Source organism: Vibrio sp. SCSIO 43132, assembly GCF_019904195.1.
Lineage (GTDB): Bacteria > Pseudomonadota > Gammaproteobacteria > Enterobacterales > Vibrionaceae > Vibrio > Vibrio nigripulchritudo.
Genome location: NZ_CP063200.1, coordinates 1,083,625 through 1,100,979, shown reverse-complemented (window position 1 = coordinate 1,100,979; position 17,355 = coordinate 1,083,625). Strand labels below are relative to the sequence as shown.

Below are 17,355 nucleotides of genomic sequence, written 5' to 3'. Positions count from 1 at the left end.
TAGAGGATACTATGTTTAAATTTAACCCCTTGAAGGCGCTGCTGGTCGGCGTAGCCGCATGCGTTGCGACGTCGGCTTACGCTTATGACGTCACTAAGATGACATGGAAGGAAATCGAAGATCAGGCAAAAAAAGAAGGTACCGTCAGCTTTGCGGTCTGGTACCTCCAGCCTGGCTGGCGAGAGTTTGTAAAAGGATTTGAGGACAAGTATGGAATCAAAGTTCGCATTCCCGAAGGCACGTTAGACGGTAACCGAAACAAGCTGATTGCTGAAAGTAAACGTGAAAAAGGGAAGCTGGACGTCATCGCTCTTGGTGCTTCCAACATTAAAATTTTCTCACCAGAGAAAGTATTACTGAAACTGGATGTGCTGCCGGAAATCGAATCACTCAAAACAGAAAGTGAAGGGTTCGACTCCGAAGGTTACGCGGTCACATTTTGGGGTAACCAAACAGGTATGGCGTACGACCCTGCACGTATTGAAGAGAAAGATTTACCCCAAAGCTTTGCAGATTTAACGCAATACATACAGGACAACCCTAAATCGTTTGGTGTGAACGATCCAAACGGCGGCGGATCTGGCGGACGATTCATTGAAGCCGCGATCCGCAGTTATTCTGGTGAGCCAAAAGGCAAAAAGCTGAGTTCTTCAGTGACACAGAAATGGCAAAAAACCTGGGACTGGTTTAACCAAAATGAAGAGCAAATGGTGATTACCGCTTCTAACGCCGATAGCTTAACCCGAATCAACGATGGTGAAATTGTGATTGCTCCTGCATGGGAAGACCACTTGGCTGGTTTGCAAAAACGTGGCGCAATCACCTCTCGTCTGAAATTCTACATCCCTGAGTTTGGGATGTCGGGTGGTGCAAACTTCGCGGCAATTGCGAAAAACAGCCAACGAAAGGCAGCTTCGGTGCTCTTCTTACATTGGCTGACCAGTGCAGAAACACAATCTGCACTGAATGCGAAATTTGGTGTCGCTCCTCAGCATCCAAAAGCAGATTCCAGTCAGGCTTTGGTTTCTCAGGAAATGCGTAGCCGTTCTACTCTGCCGTTTAACGCCGTTTACGGTAAAGAGATGAGTAAGCAGTTTACTCAGAAAGTCTTAATGAAATAATCCCCAACAGGCGCTGTTTCAGCGCCTTAATTCAATGAGCTTTGTCCCCAGCAAGGCTCATTATTTAAACATCTGATATCTCTTCAAAGTTGCCTGTTTAAATCCAGATTACTGCCTATACTGTAATAAAATCAATTAACTCATTGCGTTAAAAGGCTTACGGACGATGGTAAAAATTCGCAACCTGCTCGGCATGACATTAGGGCTATTGATGCCCTTCTCTGCTGTCGCTAACGACTCATACATCAATATATATCTGGATGCGGATCGAACTGGCTACATTGAATCCGCAACCTCTATTGAGCAAGGAATACGCACAGCTTTCGACGAAATTGGTAATACGATTCAGGGTCATGACATCCGCTTTGTCACTCTCGACCATCGAGGTAATTCGGTTCGAAGCAAAAAGCACATGGCGATCTATAAGAAGGATCCCAACGCCTTAGTCATTTTCGCTGGTCTTCATTCGCCTCCACTTATCAAATACCGCCAGTATATTAACGACAATCAGATTCTTACCCTCGTCCCGTGGGCTGCTGGTGCACCAATTACTCGCCATCCAAGCAGTGAAAACTGGGTATTCAGGCTGTCTGTTGACGACACCAAAGCCGGGGCTAGGCTGGCAAACTTCGCCGTGACTCAAACCCAGTGTAAAAACCCTCATTTGCTGTTAGAGGAAACCCCTTGGGGAAAATCAAACCAGCGTAATATGACTGCTGCCATTAAAGATTTGCTTAACCTGACACCCACCGTGACCTGGTTTAACTGGGGAATCAATGAACCCGGAGCAAGAATCAAGATCCGAGAAGTTCAGCGTTCCGGTGCCGACTGCGTGCTGATGGTGTCCAACGCCGCTGAAGGAAAACACATTGTTAACGCGATGGCGTCATTCCCAGAAGAAGAGCGACTCCCTATTATCAGCCACTGGGGAATCACAGGGGGAGATTTTGCGGTTCAGGTTCCCCATGAGACAAGACAAAAACTGGATCTCTATGTCGTCCAGACCTGTTTTTCCTTCCTGTCTTCACCTGAAACCGAACTATCCACCAGCGTGTTGACCCGAGCTAAGGCACTGTTTCCAAAACAGATAAAATCCGCCAATGATATCGTGGCACCGACTGGATTTATTCACGGGTACGATTTGAGCAAATTATTGATTCAGGCTCTATCTGAAATAGAGCTTGAAGGTGAAATGGTCAATAACCGAGACAAGCTAAGAATCGCGCTCGAAAACATTCAGTCACCGGTTCAGGGCTTGGTAAAGCGTTACGACAAACCTTTTACAACGTATTCTGAATCGAACAAAGACGCGCATGAAGCGCTAGGGTTAGATGACCTTTGCATGGCAACATTCAATCAGGACAACAACATTTCGGTTATCGCTGGTCGATAGCATTAATACAGGAGCTGTAGTTTGCGACTGCTAAAATCTTTGTCTGCGAGACATTTGTTCGTCACCTTCATCGCAATCGTTGCCGTCTTGTTTGCAGTGATTGGCGGCTTCGCAATCAATCATCAAAGTAAGACAACGATCAGTGCTCTGCAAACCGAAGCATCTAAGGTCGAACAGGAAACCGCCAAGCGCTATTTGAATCAGTATTTACTGGATAGGCAGGTTGCATTCAAGCAGATGTCGACATCCCCCGTTTTGGTGAGTGCAGCAATGGGGAATTCGGTAAACAACCTAGAAATCCGCGACCACATTAATCAGGATCGGATATTCAAAGAGTCCGTCAGTGTCGCCCTGTTTGATATCGCCAACGATGTTGTATTCAGCGAAATCAATCTCACTGGGAATAAACTTCTGGCTGCTACCTCCGTTGAAAGAATTTTCTCTCACAATGGTTCTTCCATTGTCTCCCTAATTAAGAAGGGAAGAAAACTGTACTTCTGGATGTTTCTTCCCATCACCTACAACAATTCGGTCGAAGGCGTTCTTCAGGTTGAGTTTCTGTTCAAGGACAAAGAGTTTTTTTCAGCATTGACCAATGATGGACAGCGCTGGGTAGCACTTCGTCAATTTGAAACAGGCGTCGTCCCCGAAGCCCCTGAAGGAGTCAACTGGCGAATCGCCGAAGTCCCCATTAACGATTCTGGCTTAACCTTGCTTTACGCGGTCAATACCGCTTCTGAAGATAAACAGAGAAGTACCCTGCTTTATCGGTTGGCTACCACCACTTTCATTACCCTTTCGGTCTGTCTTATCGGTTCCTATTTCCTTGGTAGCAAGATTATGGTTCAGCCCTTCGAAGAGCTGGCGAAGTCTCGAAAGAAGCTGGCTGAATCTTCAGAATTACTGAAGCGTCAGGAAGCGGAATCACGCAGGCTGGCAAAGGTCGCGCGCCACGCGAAAGATGTGATCATCATTACCGATACACATGGTCTGGTTACCTGGGTGAACCAAGCATTTACTCAACTGACGGAATATGAACCTAAAGAGATCATCGGTCGTAAACCCGGTTCGCTGCTGCAAGGTCCAGATACCAATCACGAAACCAAACACCGGCTTCGAAAAGCCATCATCGAAAAACGCCACGTACGTGAAGAAATCCTCAATTACAGCAAATCCGGCAAATCTTACTGGATCGACATCGACATTACCCCTGTGCATGACGAACAGGGTCGCCTTGAAGGTTTCATTGCAGTCGAACGGGATATTTCTGAAAAACAGAAGATGCAGGCTTCACTCAAAGAGGCGTTAACAAAAGCGGAATCGGCAAACACAGCGAAATCACACTTCCTTGCCAGCATCAGCCATGAAATCAGAACCCCGATGAACGGTATACTCGGTATTGCTCAGTTAATGCAAAAGACCGAGCTTTCAACCATGCAGCGAGAGTACATTGATACGCTTTGTCATTCTGGCTCACACATGATGACGCTGCTCAATGACTTACTTGATTTCTCGAAAATCGAAGCTGGGAAATTGGTTCTCAGCCCCGGTAACTTCCAGCTTCTGCCTCTTATTCAGGAGATAGAGTCCACCTATTCCCCACTATGCACCGATAAAGGGATTGAGTTTGAATGTGTACATTCGATTGATGAATCCGTCTGGCTGTTTGGCGACAAAGAGCGAGTTCGACAGGTTATTGCAAACCTGGTCAGCAACGCGACCAAGTTCACCGAGGAGGGACAAATCAAAGTAGGATTTGAGGTTCAGTCCAGTGAGCAGCATCACTTGATTGTGCGTGTCGAAGACACGGGAATAGGTATTTCAAGCGATCGGCAGCAGTCCATTTTCGATCCCTTTATTCAGGCAGAGTCCAGTACCACTCGTAACTATGGTGGAACCGGGCTTGGGCTGGCTATTGCTAAGCAGATTTGCGAAGCCATGGACGGTCAAATTGCGCTCACAAGCAAGTCGGGATTAGGCAGTATCTTCACCGCCTCATTTGGCTTACGTGCTGGACGCTCTGAGCATGAACTTACCGAGAAACCAACTCAAAGTTATCAAGGTATGGGACGCAAAGTGCTTATCGTTGAAGACAATCGCGTCAACATCATGATTATCGAAAAGTTCATGAAGGCGCGAGGCTTTGAGTGTGATATAGCAATGAACGGGCAAATCGCCGTTGATATGGCAGACAAGAATTTCTATCCAATTATTTTGATGGATAATCACATGCCAGAGATGGATGGCATTCAGGCAACGCAAGTCATTCGCGCTCAGGAAGTCAGTGGACAAAGTTCCATCATCATAGGTTGTACTGCCGATGCTTACGCCACAACTCGTGATGCGATGATGAATGCCGGTTGCGACGAAGTGTTGGTAAAACCACTCAAAGAAGCCCATCTGGACGACATGCTACATCGACTGCACGACCAGCTCGTTGCCTAGGGTCTGTTAACCTTTCGCGGTTAAATTTTGTTCGAGTTCTATGTGTTTTAATCGCGGCGCAAGGTCTTTAGCTTAGTCATTCTAAGCAAATACCTTGCAACAAAGAGTAAAGCACATAGAAAGGAACCCTTTGGGCAGCATTTGTGGCTCCTTTCTACTGTGTTACCGCTTATTGATGTAGAACGGCTACACCGAATAAGCGCTGCCTTGTATAAAGAACCCACAAATCGCTGCAAAAATCAGCTCGAAAGGTCAACAGACCCTAAAACCGTGGGATCACTCTAGTTGATCCCGCGCATCCTATTTCAAAAGAGATCCCAATCACACAATTAACCATTCATGTTAAATGGTTGTAAACATCATCCTTCCCTTTCCTTGAGTCCAAATCTCTTTATTTTTCTGACATTAAGCTCAATAAATAGCCAAAACAAACCACATCTACCTGTTAGTTCATCAGAAATACGTGACCAAAATCGTATTGAACCTGAGCCATAAACACACTAGCCTATCGTTATATTGAGACTTTTGGTCTCAATATAATAAAAAAGGATATTCTAATGAACGCCATTACCTACCTACAATGGAATGAATATCACTGAATGGATACAACGATAAGACTTAAGGAAATGAGCATGAAACTGAAATACACGCTTGCGGGAACGATTTGTCTGGGTCTCGCTTCGACTCAAAGTTTCGCCTTAACCACAGATGAAGCCAACAGTGTCGGCGCTTATATTGAAGCCGTACTGGTTCCAAACTACACCGACACCGCCAACACGACGGGTACGACCTACAAAACTCATCAGCCACCTTCTATTAATCAATCTGCTGATGCGTTGAAATACCTGGAATTTGCCGAAGTCGTACACACCACCAATGGCGCTCCACAAGGCTGGAATCGAGTTGAAAACGTGGTTGATTATGATTCGGGTTTTTACGCGGGCATCTACACCAAATCAAATAAGGTGGTTGTCGCATTTCGTGGAAGTGAACTGGGTACATCAGACTGGGTAACCAACGGCATTATGGTTCAGGACATGGTGCCAGCGCAGTACGCGATGGCGATTGAAAAATCGCAAGACATTAAGAACCGATATTCGGGCTATCAGATTCACTATACCGGACACAGTTTAGGCGGAGGCTTAGCCACTGCGGCTGCAATAACAACGGGTGATCCTGCAACCGTATTTGATGCTGCTGGTTTGGCAAATGCCGTGCTGGAAGAAATTAAGCTCGTCCATAGCAATCAAGGTAAACCTTCTAACCAGTGGAACACCAATGCGAGCCAAATTACCAATTACAATTTAGAGGGAGAATTTGTTTCCGATCTCGACTACCAGCAAGATGCCGATACCTTGGGTCCGACATCCAAGCAATACGGTGATATCCATTACTTGTCAGCAGATCGATTCACACCTCTGTTTATAGTGAACAACGGACTAACCCGCCATTTTACAACGCCTCTCAAAGAGGAGCTGATGTTCTTATCTCAGCCAATCTATCGAGTAAATACGAACGACTACACCTCCATAGACAACGACATCAACAGTTTCACTGCGATGTTTTATGTCGACTGGACAGACGACACGCTAGACATTCTTTTCTGGCAAACCAACTTCGCCATTAATTCATTACCAAGCCTTCTGGCAGATTTGGGGCTTTAGCTTACACGCCAATAGTCGTCTCTTATTAATTTATGGGGTAGCCACATCTGCCCCTAATAAAAAAGGTGTTTACTATGAAAACTCTTACTCTTAATTCAAAAAAGCAACGCCTCAACATCGCAATTGCCGTCGCCATTTCTGCTTCAACACTGATCAGTTTGCCTGCATCGGCAAATGAAAAAGTACGATGGAAAGTACAAGCGGTATTCGGTACTCATTTACCCGCACTTGGTGACCCAATCAAATACGTTTCAGAACAAATCAAGGAAGCGAGTAATGGCAATATCCAGTTTAAGATTTACGAGCCTGGGAAACTGGTTCCGCCATTCGGGATAACGGAAGCGGTGAAAAACAAACAGCTTAATGCTGGCTACACCTGGCTCGGTTACGATCAGGGCAAAATTCCCGCCGCTGCTCTGTTTGCTGCTGTGCCATTTGGGATGGAACCATGGGCTTATGCGTCCTGGTGGTATGACGGAGAAGGCAAAAAACTCGCAGAAAAGCTCTATGCAAAACACAACATCCACCCTGTTTTGTGTTCGGTTATTGGTCCTGAAACGGCGGGATGGTTTAAGAAGGAGCTAAAAAGTCTTAAAGACATTGAAGGTTTGAAAATTCGCTTTGCTGGTCTTGGTGGCAAAGTCATGCAAAAAGCAGGAGCTTCTGTCACCGTTCTTCCGGGTGGAGAAATTTTCCCTGCACTGGAAAAAGGGGCGATAGACGCCAGTGAGTTCTCGATGCCAGCAATCGACCAAATGATGGGCTTCGATAAAATCGCCAAGAACAACTATTTCCCAGGATGGCATCAGACCTTTACGGCGTCTCACCTCGTTGTGAATACCGACACTTGGAACTCATTAACCGATGGTCAGAGAGCGATGATCGACATGGCGTGTACTGCGGGCACTTTCCGCGCTCTGACGCGAGGCGAAGCACTTCAGGGGTCAGTCATCAATGGTTTTGAAGCCAAGAATGTAACGGCAAGACAATTGCCCGACGATGTTTTGGATCAGCTGAAATCTTTGACCGACGAAGTCATGAGCGAAATTTCCGCGAAAGACGCTGACTTCAAAGAAATCTACCAATCTCAGCAAGCCTTTGCCGAGGAATATAAGGTATGGAAGTCCCGAGCTTACCTGCCAAACAAATATTAGGATTTGCGAATAGTCACAATTTATGGCGCCTTGTTTTGGCGCCAGTTTTTTACGGAGGAAGCTGTACATGAGCTCTGTATTACTGCCAGATTCCAATAACAAGGCACTTCTTAACCACCTACCAGATACTGCCTTGTCTTCTGTGCTGGACAAAGTCATTAACCGAGTGAACGACGGCATGATTTGGATCTGGCCATTACTGATGTCCATCATCGTTTTTAACGTACTTATGCGCTACCTGATAGGAGAAGGTCGGGTGGAATTTGAAGAGCTTCAATGGCATTTGTATTCTGCAGGCTGGCTCATTGGTTTGAGCTACTGTTTCATCACCGATTCCCACGTACGGGTTGACATTCTTTACGATAACTTCTCGATAAAAACCAAATGCTGGATTGAGCTTGTCGGTATCCTGACTCTGCTTGCTCCGTTTGTATTTGTGGTTGTCTACTACTCGATTCCGTTTATCGCCTATTCCTGGCAACTGAGTGAAGTTTCAGCCGCCCCTGGTGGTTTGCCTTATCGCTGGTTCATCAAGTCTATACTCTTGGTTGGCTTTGTGTTTCTCTCTTTTGCCGTGGTTTCTCGTTTATCTCGAATCATTGCGGCTTTGATTTCAGGAAAGTTCAGCCGTATTGGAGGGACGAATGGAAATTAATGAGATTCTAGCGATAGGTATGTTTGCCACTTTTATTATTCTTCTTTTTTCAGGCTTTCCGGTCGCCTGGATTTTGGGTGGAGTTTCAATTTTATTTTCTGCCATCGCGCTTAGCCTAGATACATGGGCTGATACGTGGATTGGTATAGACTGGCAATACGTTTCCATTGTGATTCCACGCATTTGGGACACCATGAACAATTGGGTTCTGGTTGCCCTACCTATGTTTATCTACATGGGTCTGATGCTGGATCGATCGGGTGTCGCACAGGATCTGATGACGAATCTCGTTCGTTTGTTTGGTCGGGTACGTGGTGGCTTGGCAATCACCGTCACTATTGTAGGGTTGCTGCTAGCCGCTTCCACAGGAATTATTGGCGCTGCCGTGGTGCTTCTGTCTGTGCTTGGTATCCCCCTAATGCTTAAACAAGGGTACTCTAAGTCTTTGGCTTGTGGGACAGTTTGCGCGACGGGAACACTGGGAATTTTGATTCCGCCGAGCATTATGCTGGTGATGATGGGAGATAGAATTGGGTTGTCCGTGGGCGATCTGTTTTTGGGTGCGCTTTTCCCCGGTCTTCTGCTTGCTGCCCTCTATGTCGGTTACATCGCCATAACGGGGCTTCTTTTCCCTCAAAAAGCACCTCTTGCAGAAAATGCCGAGCCTGTATCAATCTTTGTAATCTTGCAGGTTTTCAGAGCGGTGCTTGCTCCTGCCAGTTTGATTGTGGCGGTATTGGGGTCGATTTTCTTTGGCATCGCGACCCCGACTGAAGCTTCAGGTGTGGGAGCAGCAGGGGCAACGCTTCTTGCCTGGTCGAAAGGTGCATTAAACCGGACGGTTTTGAAAGAAGTCGGTGAAGAAACCACAAAAACGACGGCCTTTATTTTCGCTTTATTTGTTGGAGCAACAGCGTTTTCACTGGTGCTAAGAGGTCTTGGAGGGGATGAATTAATAGAGGGTGCGTTAACGAACCTAGATATGAGCCCTAACGGTATTATTATCGCGATTCTGATTGCCGTATTTTTACTGGGCTTCTTTTTGGACTGGATCGAGATAACGTTAATTGTGTTACCACTGGTAGCACCCGTTGTCTCTTCACTTGGGTTTGATTTGATCTGGTTTACAGTTTTATTCGCAGTATGCCTGCAAACGTCATTCTTAACCCCGCCAGTCGGCTTTGCGCTCTTTTACATGAAGGGAGTTGCGCCAGATGGCGTCACTATAGGTAACATTTATCGGGGCGTTATACCCTTTATTATTCTGCAGGTTATCGCTCTGGGAATTGTATTCAACTTCCAACAAATCGTGACCTGGCTACCTGGAGTGGCTTACGGATAACGAGATAACGAAAAGCGGTTTGCCTTGTATTCACTCATGTGCAGGGCAACATCGTCAGTTGCTGACCTTACCTGTCAGAAGTCTTTTGAAGATCTTTTTTCTTGGAAGCGATTCTCATTTTTGAGTAGCCAGAACCACATTTAGGTTACATTTTACTTACTCTTATTGATAAATCTCACATTTTTATTGTAACCAAATAATATTTTTCGACGTTATTCTCAATATTCCTATGTAAGTTCAAAAAAATTTTCATTTCAAACCTATAATGAGGAGCTGTGAAAACGCCAACCTTCTAATAATCAAATTGTAGGGACGAAAAATGAAAACTAGCCCATTGGCATTGGCCATCTTGTCGGCAGTGGTTGCTTCAGGATGCGCAACAAGCAAATCGAATACTTCTCCATTCGATCTGACAATCTTACACGTTAACGATCACCACTCGCACTTAGAGCCTTCTCGTCAAAAGCTCAAGCTAGCTGGTCAATCTACTTATGCACAAGTTGGTGGTTTCCCGGCACTGGTTACAGCGCTGAACCAACGTGCTGAAGCAAATGAGAATGTGCTAAAACTCCACGCGGGTGATGCAATCTCAGGTACCCTTTACTACGCGCTGTTCAAAGGCGAAGCAGATGCAGCCTTGATGAACCACGCGTGTTTCGATGCTTTCGCACTTGGTAACCACGAATTTGATGATGGCGATGCAGGTCTTGCGCGCTTCCTTGACTGGTTGAACGCGGGCAACTGCCCTCCTGAAGTTCTTGCGGCAAACGTTATTCCTAAGCAGGGTGTTTCTCCACTTGCTCAAAATTCTGCAAATGATTACTTCAAGCCATACACGATCAAACAATACGGCGATCACAAAATCGGTATTGTTGGTATCGACATCGCTAACAAGACGATGAACTCATCAAACCCTGATGAAACAACTCAGTTCTTGAACGAAGTCGAAACAGCGCAAAAATACATTGATGAGTTAGTGTCTAAGGACGTTTCTAAAATCGTTCTTCTGACGCACTACCAGTACTCAAATGATTTGCAACTTGCAGAAGCTCTGACAGACGTTGATGTGATCATCGGTGGTGACTCACACACATTGCTTGGTGACTTTGACGCAGTCGGTCTTAAGAGCGAAGGGCCTTACCCGACACTAAGAACTAACAAAGACGGCGATCAAGTTTGTGTCGCTCAGGCTTGGCAATACAGCCAGATCCTAGGTGAACTAACCGTTTCCTTCGATGGCAACAAAGTCGCGTCTTGTTCTGGTACTCCTCACCTGCTAATGGGTCAAGACTTTAAGCGTAAAGACTCAAACGGTAAACGACAGCCTGTGACTGGTGCAGAGCTAGAAGCCATCGTTGCAGACATCAATGCTCAACCAAACCTGGTTCAGGTTACGCCAGATGCAGCAACACAGAAAACACTGTCTGCTTACTCCCAGAAACTGGATGAGTTGAAAGACAAAGAAATCGCTCAGTCAACAGAGCTACTTTGCTACGAGCGTGTTCCTGGTCAACAAAAACACAACGGTGCAGACGGCTGTGATACTCACACCATCCAGCACGGTTCTCAAGTTGCTGACCTAGTGGCGCAAGCGTTCCTGGCTGAAACAAAGCGTGCAGACGTTGCAATTCAGAACGGTGGTGGTGCTCGTGCAAACATCACTCAAGGTAAGTTCACTGTCGCTGGTGCAACTAAAGTACTTCCTTTCAACAACACCATGGTTAATCTGACCATGACTGGTGCTCAGGTTAAGAAAGTACTGAACGAAGCGGTAGATAAAGCGTACCTAGAGTTTGTAGATAACAGTGCAGACGGCTCTGACGGTGCATACCCATACTCAGCGGGTATTCGTTACGACGTAGACTTCAACCGCCCTGCGGGTCAGCGTGTTCACAATTTCGAAGTTAAAGCGAAAGGTGACGGCACTTGGTCTAAGCTAAGTGACGACAGAGAACTGGTTGTTGTAACTAACAACTACATCGCTGGTGGTAAAGATGGATACCTAACCTTTGGTGAAGTATCGGCTGACAAGTCTAAGTACGAAGACACTTTGAAGCTCTACACCGAAACCTTCATCGATTACGTTCGTGGTTTGACGGCTAACGGTCAGAAAATCAAACCTGTTGCTGAAGCAGATCGTAGTACACAGAAGTTCACTCCAAAAGCAAACTAATTGCTAACAAAGTCGACCAAGTTAATTGCTTGGTCGACTTTTACTTCTTAGAAATAGTATTTCTACTATCCCAGCTAAGCATATTAAAAATTTTAATATAAGATACAAGTTTCATTATCTAATATAAATCCTGCCATTACCTTAAATTAGAATGATTCTTAATTACATGTATTAAAATGAAATGAGAAGTGTATTTCACAATGATGCTTCCATCAAAAACAAACATATTAATTTATTCGTGTCATGGAATTGATAATACATGCTTAGATATGTAGTCCAATCCTTTAAGGCTCACACAATAATCGAAAATATCTCCATTATGTGTGATTCTTATAAACAACTTGTTGGCATGCTGAATATCTCTTAGAAACCCTTCAATAAACTCTTCATAGAGCGTGAAATACTTGTGCCCTCCCTCATTGATGTATGGCTTACTCATTACTGCCTTGAAATCCTTTTCGTTGACACTGTAGTCTACGTTTACGTCATCTAAGCTGTGTAGCCTTACATTCTGATTTAGGAATCGAACACTGTATCCATCTTTCAATTGCTGTATTGACATACCTGTTTTTATGTAACCTGATACTTTATCTCGCTCAAGTGACATAGCGAGTGTCTCTTTAAATCCCGCGTCTAGATTAACTGATTGAATGTATTTCCAGTCACCAGATTTCATTACATTGGCATTGCTACTAAAGCTCACAAAATTTACGAATAAAAACAAAGTTACTACTATAATTTTCATTTCTTATCTCTTTAAAACTTAGTAAATCTAAGTTTATCCTCATGCCACATATCAATTTTAAGAAAATTGAAACATTTGTTACGGAACTTGAGCTACCTATTCAATTCTATTGAATAAGTTTTTACTTCGAATAATTCTTTATATTTTGGAATTTAGCTCTGGTTTATTTTGTTCAGAATGAACTTGATTCTATGTTTTTATTACGAATCAGTTTGGTATATGCGTAATGCCATACATTTGAAACATGTTAGAAAGAAAACCCGAATGAAAACTGTAGGGCGTTGTTTGCTTCGTTATAGCCAAAGCCATACGTCAAAGAGTTCATTTCAGAGTATTTGAACCCGATGTCTAAACCATACGATGCGATCATCGAAGTAGATTCGTCGTAAATATTGTTTGAAACACCGGTATAAAGATGAAAAGGTGAATCGCCCAATCGAGTCATAACACCAAGACCCGCACCAAAGCTATTTTCGGAATACTGAATTTTGCCATAGTGACCTATCGCCCCCACTGATTGAAGTGGCTCACCTCTAAGCCTATATATCGCTGAGCAAATATTGGATCATTAGAATATGTTGCACTTACACCGATCATTTTATTAGTATCACATTGAACATTGAATGACAAAAGAAATAAAATAATCACACAAAATCTAGTCACTGAGCATTCTTATCCAATTTAATTTAATATTAAACCTTATCCATTATATTGATAATGACCCACGTGTAAAGCTTTTTGCTCAACTTTGAAATAGAGTTTATTTGATGGGATGCCTACGCCAGTTCGATAACTAAACACACTGAGATCACATATGATTGCTCTAATACCAAAGTTTTCACTATTAGGATAAATGTTGTGTAGGGGGTGTTGTTTTTCGACTGAGATTAGGAGTAAGAGCTTTCACCGCTGAGAAGTACGACGCTCATACATCTGAACTTAACAAATTCAAAGGTTGTTAAGTTCAGATGTTGAATTCTCACGGTTTTAGAGAAAAGGGAGCAAAAAAGTGCATCCAATAGCACTTCTTACAAAAAAGGTTTGTTTGGCTAAGTACGGTAAAGAACTTTCACTACGTGCCAGCCAAATTTCGTTTTCACAATAAAAGGTTTCAGAATTTCTCCAGTGAATACCGCTTTGTCGAACTGAGGCACCATCTGACCTTTTTTAAATTCACCAAGATCTCCACCTTTTTTACCTGATGGGCAAGTCGAGTATTTTTTGGCTAGTGCCTGAAACTTCGCACCTTTCTTGAGCTGTGCGAGAATGTCGTCGGCTTTGTCTTTGTGTTTCACCAAAATGTGTAATGCTGCTGCGGTTCTTGCCATAGGAATGTCTCAGTGTTTTGAAAGGCTCGGATTGTAACCGAAAGCCAGCCCAACTTCATGCCTTGTCTTGCTAGAAAGCAAACAATCTAAAATTCAACAACATACGACAACAAATACCGTATGAGCCGTAAAAGAAACAAATAGACGCACTTAAATTGATCTAAACCGAAGCCAAATGCCAAGTTTAATTGTAAAATGTAAGTGAGTTTACCTACCCGGAATCATTTATGAAAAGCAAAGCCAATCAGTCTCAAGGAATGCTGATGTTCAAATTGACGCTTCAGCAGAGCTTTGCCATCGGCACACTTAAAGTTCGGGAAATCGTCCCTTATGCGCCTACCACACAAATCCCTTATTCTCATCCTCATGTGGTTGGTACTATCCCTATTCGTGATCTTACAGTGCCTGTTATCGACATGGCTGCAGCCATTGGGTTCAGACCAATTGCACCGGAAGAATACGAAAACAGTTACCTTATCGTAACCGACTGCCTGCGTACTATTGTGGCGTTTATGGTTCGTGATATTGAAAAGATCATCGAGTGCGACTGGCGCTCTATTGAATCAGCTCCAGACACGGTCGGAGACAACGTCTTTGTAACCGGCATTACCCGACACGAAGACAAAATTGTTCAAATGCTGGATGTAGAGTTGCTGCTATCGAAAATATACCCAGAGCACGACAGTCAGCGTATTCCTATTTTGACCGACGTCGAACGCGAGCGGTTGAAACCACTTAGTATTTTGTTGGTGGATGACTCAAGTATCGCTCGAAAACAGCTTTCCGATGCATTAGATAGTATAAACATTCCTTATCAGGTATGTAAAAACGGGGCGGATGCACTTGAGCTGATGAAGAACGACGCAAATAACCACAAACCCGTCAATATTCTGGTCAGCGATATTGAAATGCCAGGGCTGGATGGCTACGAGCTGGCATTTGAAATTCAGAACGACACGACATTAAGTAACTCATATCGAATTCTTCATACTTCGCTCTCAAGTGAAATTTGTGTAGACAGAGCACATCAGGTTGGTGCACATGAAGCGTTGACCAAGTTTGACGCGACTGAGCTGGTTCAGGCGATGCTACGCGGAGCGAAACAACTTGAAGAATCTGTAAGCACCGCTTAGCAAAAGCTACAGACACTTTTATTAACAAAAGCCGGTTTTATACTGGCTTTTTTATTGCCTTCTCCCCAACACAAATATGCGCTAATTCACATAAATTTGAAATCTATTTCAATTGCTGTCATTCGTTGCTCTAGATCAACAAACCCAACCTGTTTCATAAGCAAAGTAGAGTCATACCAACTACAACTCCCTATTTAAGGGAGCACACAAAGCAATGTATATAACAATAATGGAGACTCTGAAATGACGAGTGCATTTTTTATCCCTACCGTAAACCTAATGGGCGCCGGCTGCTTGAATGACGCCGCAGATAGTATTCAATCCCAAGGTTTCAAAAAAGGTTTGATTGTAACGGATAAAGTTCTGAACCAAATTGGCGTGGTCAAGCAGGTGCAAGATCTGCTGGCAGACAGAGCGGTAGAAACCGTTGTATTCGACGGTACTCAGCCAAACCCTACAATTGGAAACGTAGAGCTAGGCTTAGAGCTACTGACCGAAAATGATTGTGACTTTGTTATCTCTCTGGGCGGAGGTTCACCACACGACTGTGCTAAAGGTATCGCATTAGTCGCTGCAAACGGAGGCAAGATTGCCGATTATGAAGGTGTTGATCAGTCAGCCAAGCCTCAGTTGCCTTTAATTGCCATTAACACTACGGCGGGTACTGCTTCCGAGATGACACGCTTCTGCATCATTACAGATGAAGAAAGACACATCAAAATGGCGATCGTAGACAAGCACACTACCCCGCTGATTTCTGTCAACGATCCTGAGCTAATGCTAGCAAAACCTTCCTCGCTCACAGCCGCAACAGGTATGGACGCACTGACTCATGCTATTGAAGCATACGTATCCACGGCAGCAACTCCAATTACCGATGCTGTCGCAATCAAAGCCATTGAACTCATTCAGGCGCATTTAAGAACGGCAGTGAGCAACGGTGAAGATATCGAAGCGCGTGAACAAATGGCATACGCACAGTTTATGGCTGGCATGGCATTCAATAATGCTTCTCTGGGTTACGTTCATGCAATGGCACACCAGTTGGGCGGTTTCTACGACCTTCCGCATGGTGTATGTAACGCAGTGCTTCTGCCACACGTTCAAAAATACAATGCGCAAGTATGCCCTGGTCGTTTGAAAGATGTCGCTGCAGCAATGGGAGTTGAAGTAGCACAGATGACAGACGAACAAGGTGCTGAAGCCGCTCTTGAAGCCATCAGAGCCCTGTCAAAGGATGTTGGTATACCTGCCGGGCTCGCAGCGCTCGGAGCTAGAGCTGATGACATCCCGGTATTAGCGGAAAATGCACTAAAAGATGCTTGTGGACTCACCAACCCAAAGCAAGCGACTCAGGACGAGATCTCTTCAATCTTCCGGGCAGCCATGTAAGCTTTTGAAGTAAGAAAAAAGAAACCCAGCCATTTGGCTGGGTTTCTTTATAAAGGATTAAGACTCGGATTAGCCTGCCATACGGACTAAGCTTTTTCCAAACAACACATCCAGATCCTCGCGAGTAGAATCACCGTAGTTGTCTTCTACCATTTTATATAGACGCTCAATTCCAGCTCGAGCGAATTCGTGCGCATTCTCCGACGTCACGATATGGTGGAAAAGTAAACGTAGAATTGCTAAAAACTCTGCGTTATCAAGGGCTTTAACCCAGCTTGATTTAAAGCTCTCAATCCCTTCATCCAGTACCAGATGCGCCACAAACATTTTAAAAATGCGACCATCTAATGCTGCTGTAAAATCCGTTTTCTTAGGGAAATGGTGACTGATACCTGTACGAGAGACGCCTGTTTGTTGACTCAAAGTGGTGTAAGACATTTTGTCGTATCCCAACGTAATTAGCTGGTCTACAACTGCATCCATAATTTTCTGAATGGTAATCTCAGTATCTTCTTTACTACGCTTTGGCATGTTAAGGCTCTTCTATTTTATATGTTTAAGTACACCCCAACCGAGGTCAGAATGACTTATAGTATTATGTTCGATATTTTAAAAATCTCAACAGATTGAGGAATATATAAGCAAGTATTCACGAAATTTGTGATTTGCTAGGAGTAAATCTAAATGGGGCGAAATCTCCAAGACTCCGCCCATTTGATCGACTCTATACCGGTAAAACTTGATTTATTTAAAACATTCGTTTCGCAAATGATTCCGATTTCCCAAATATTCTTACAAATTACTCAATTG

14 protein-coding genes are annotated in these 17,355 nt (G+C 44.2%); 10 read left to right on the top strand and 4 right to left on the bottom strand.

Annotated features, from left to right (window positions below; genetic code table 11):
- Positions 1–11: 11 nt before the first annotated feature.
- From INR79_RS23090 to INR79_RS23055, 8 genes are all read left to right on the top strand, one after another.
- Positions 12–1,121 carry an extracellular solute-binding protein gene (locus INR79_RS23090; protein WP_022561237.1) on the top strand — a complete coding sequence of 370 codons (1,110 nt, stop codon included), beginning with the start codon at positions 12–14 and terminating at the stop codon, positions 1,119–1,121.
- A gap of 166 nt (positions 1,122–1,287) precedes the next feature.
- Positions 1,288–2,514, top strand: coding sequence for an ABC transporter substrate-binding protein (locus INR79_RS23085; protein WP_223097099.1), 1,227 nt, complete (start codon positions 1,288–1,290; stop codon positions 2,512–2,514).
- Between the two features lie 21 nt (positions 2,515–2,535).
- The gene (locus INR79_RS23080) at positions 2,536–4,959 is read left to right on the top strand and encodes a PAS domain-containing hybrid sensor histidine kinase/response regulator (protein ID WP_223097097.1); all 2,424 of its coding nucleotides are present in this window, start codon (positions 2,536–2,538) and stop codon (positions 4,957–4,959) included.
- Positions 4,960–5,591: 632 nt separating this feature from the next.
- Positions 5,592–6,623 carry an Mbeg1-like protein gene (locus INR79_RS23075; protein ID WP_223100222.1) on the top strand — a complete coding sequence of 344 codons (1,032 nt, stop codon included), beginning with the start codon at positions 5,592–5,594 and terminating at the stop codon, positions 6,621–6,623.
- Positions 6,624–6,697: 74 nt separating this feature from the next.
- Entirely contained in the window at positions 6,698–7,777 is a 1,080-nt protein-coding gene (locus INR79_RS23070) for a TRAP transporter substrate-binding protein (protein ID WP_022613891.1), read from the top strand.
- 67 nt (positions 7,778–7,844) lie between these two features.
- A complete protein-coding gene (locus INR79_RS23065) occupies positions 7,845–8,432 on the top strand; it encodes a TRAP transporter small permease subunit (protein ID WP_223100220.1) in 588 nt (195 codons plus the stop codon).
- On the top strand, positions 8,422–9,774 hold the full coding sequence (locus INR79_RS23060; protein WP_223100218.1) for a TRAP transporter large permease subunit: 1,353 nt from the start codon (positions 8,422–8,424) through the stop codon (positions 9,772–9,774). The genes INR79_RS23065 and INR79_RS23060 overlap by 11 nt, the downstream gene beginning before the upstream one ends.
- A gap of 319 nt (positions 9,775–10,093) precedes the next feature.
- Entirely contained in the window at positions 10,094–11,947 is a 1,854-nt protein-coding gene (locus INR79_RS23055) for a 5'-nucleotidase C-terminal domain-containing protein (RefSeq protein WP_022594151.1), read from the top strand.
- Between the two features lie 241 nt (positions 11,948–12,188).
- On the opposite strand, the gene INR79_RS23050 is transcribed toward INR79_RS23055, so the two are convergent.
- From INR79_RS23050 to ppiC, 3 genes are all read right to left on the bottom strand, one after another.
- A complete protein-coding gene (locus tag INR79_RS23050; RefSeq protein WP_004398303.1) occupies positions 12,189–12,692 on the bottom strand; it encodes a hypothetical protein in 504 nt (167 codons plus the stop codon).
- Between the two features lie 247 nt (positions 12,693–12,939).
- The gene (locus INR79_RS23045) at positions 12,940–13,206 is read right to left on the bottom strand and encodes a hypothetical protein (RefSeq protein ID WP_223100216.1); all 267 of its coding nucleotides are present in this window, start codon (positions 13,204–13,206) and stop codon (positions 12,940–12,942) included.
- 535 nt (positions 13,207–13,741) lie between these two features.
- Complete coding sequence (gene ppiC, locus INR79_RS23040; RefSeq protein WP_004398302.1) at positions 13,742–14,020, bottom strand: peptidylprolyl isomerase PpiC; 279 nt, start codon at positions 14,018–14,020, stop codon at positions 13,742–13,744.
- A 227-nt stretch (positions 14,021–14,247) separates the two neighbouring features.
- On the opposite strand from ppiC, the gene INR79_RS23035 reads away from it, so the two are divergent.
- Positions 14,248–15,153: a chemotaxis protein gene (locus INR79_RS23035; protein ID WP_004398301.1), complete on the top strand. Its 906-nt coding sequence runs from the start codon at positions 14,248–14,250 to the stop codon at positions 15,151–15,153.
- A gap of 243 nt (positions 15,154–15,396) precedes the next feature.
- Positions 15,397–16,545 (top strand): L-threonine dehydrogenase, encoded by a 1,149-nt coding sequence (gene yiaY, locus INR79_RS23030; protein WP_223100213.1) that lies wholly within the window; start codon positions 15,397–15,399, stop codon positions 16,543–16,545.
- Positions 16,546–16,614: 69 nt separating this feature from the next.
- Here yiaY and INR79_RS23025 read toward each other — a convergent pair whose 3' ends face one another.
- Positions 16,615–17,076: a TetR family transcriptional regulator gene (locus INR79_RS23025; RefSeq protein ID WP_004398299.1), complete on the bottom strand. Its 462-nt coding sequence runs from the start codon at positions 17,074–17,076 to the stop codon at positions 16,615–16,617.
- Positions 17,077–17,355: the final 279 nt, after the last annotated feature.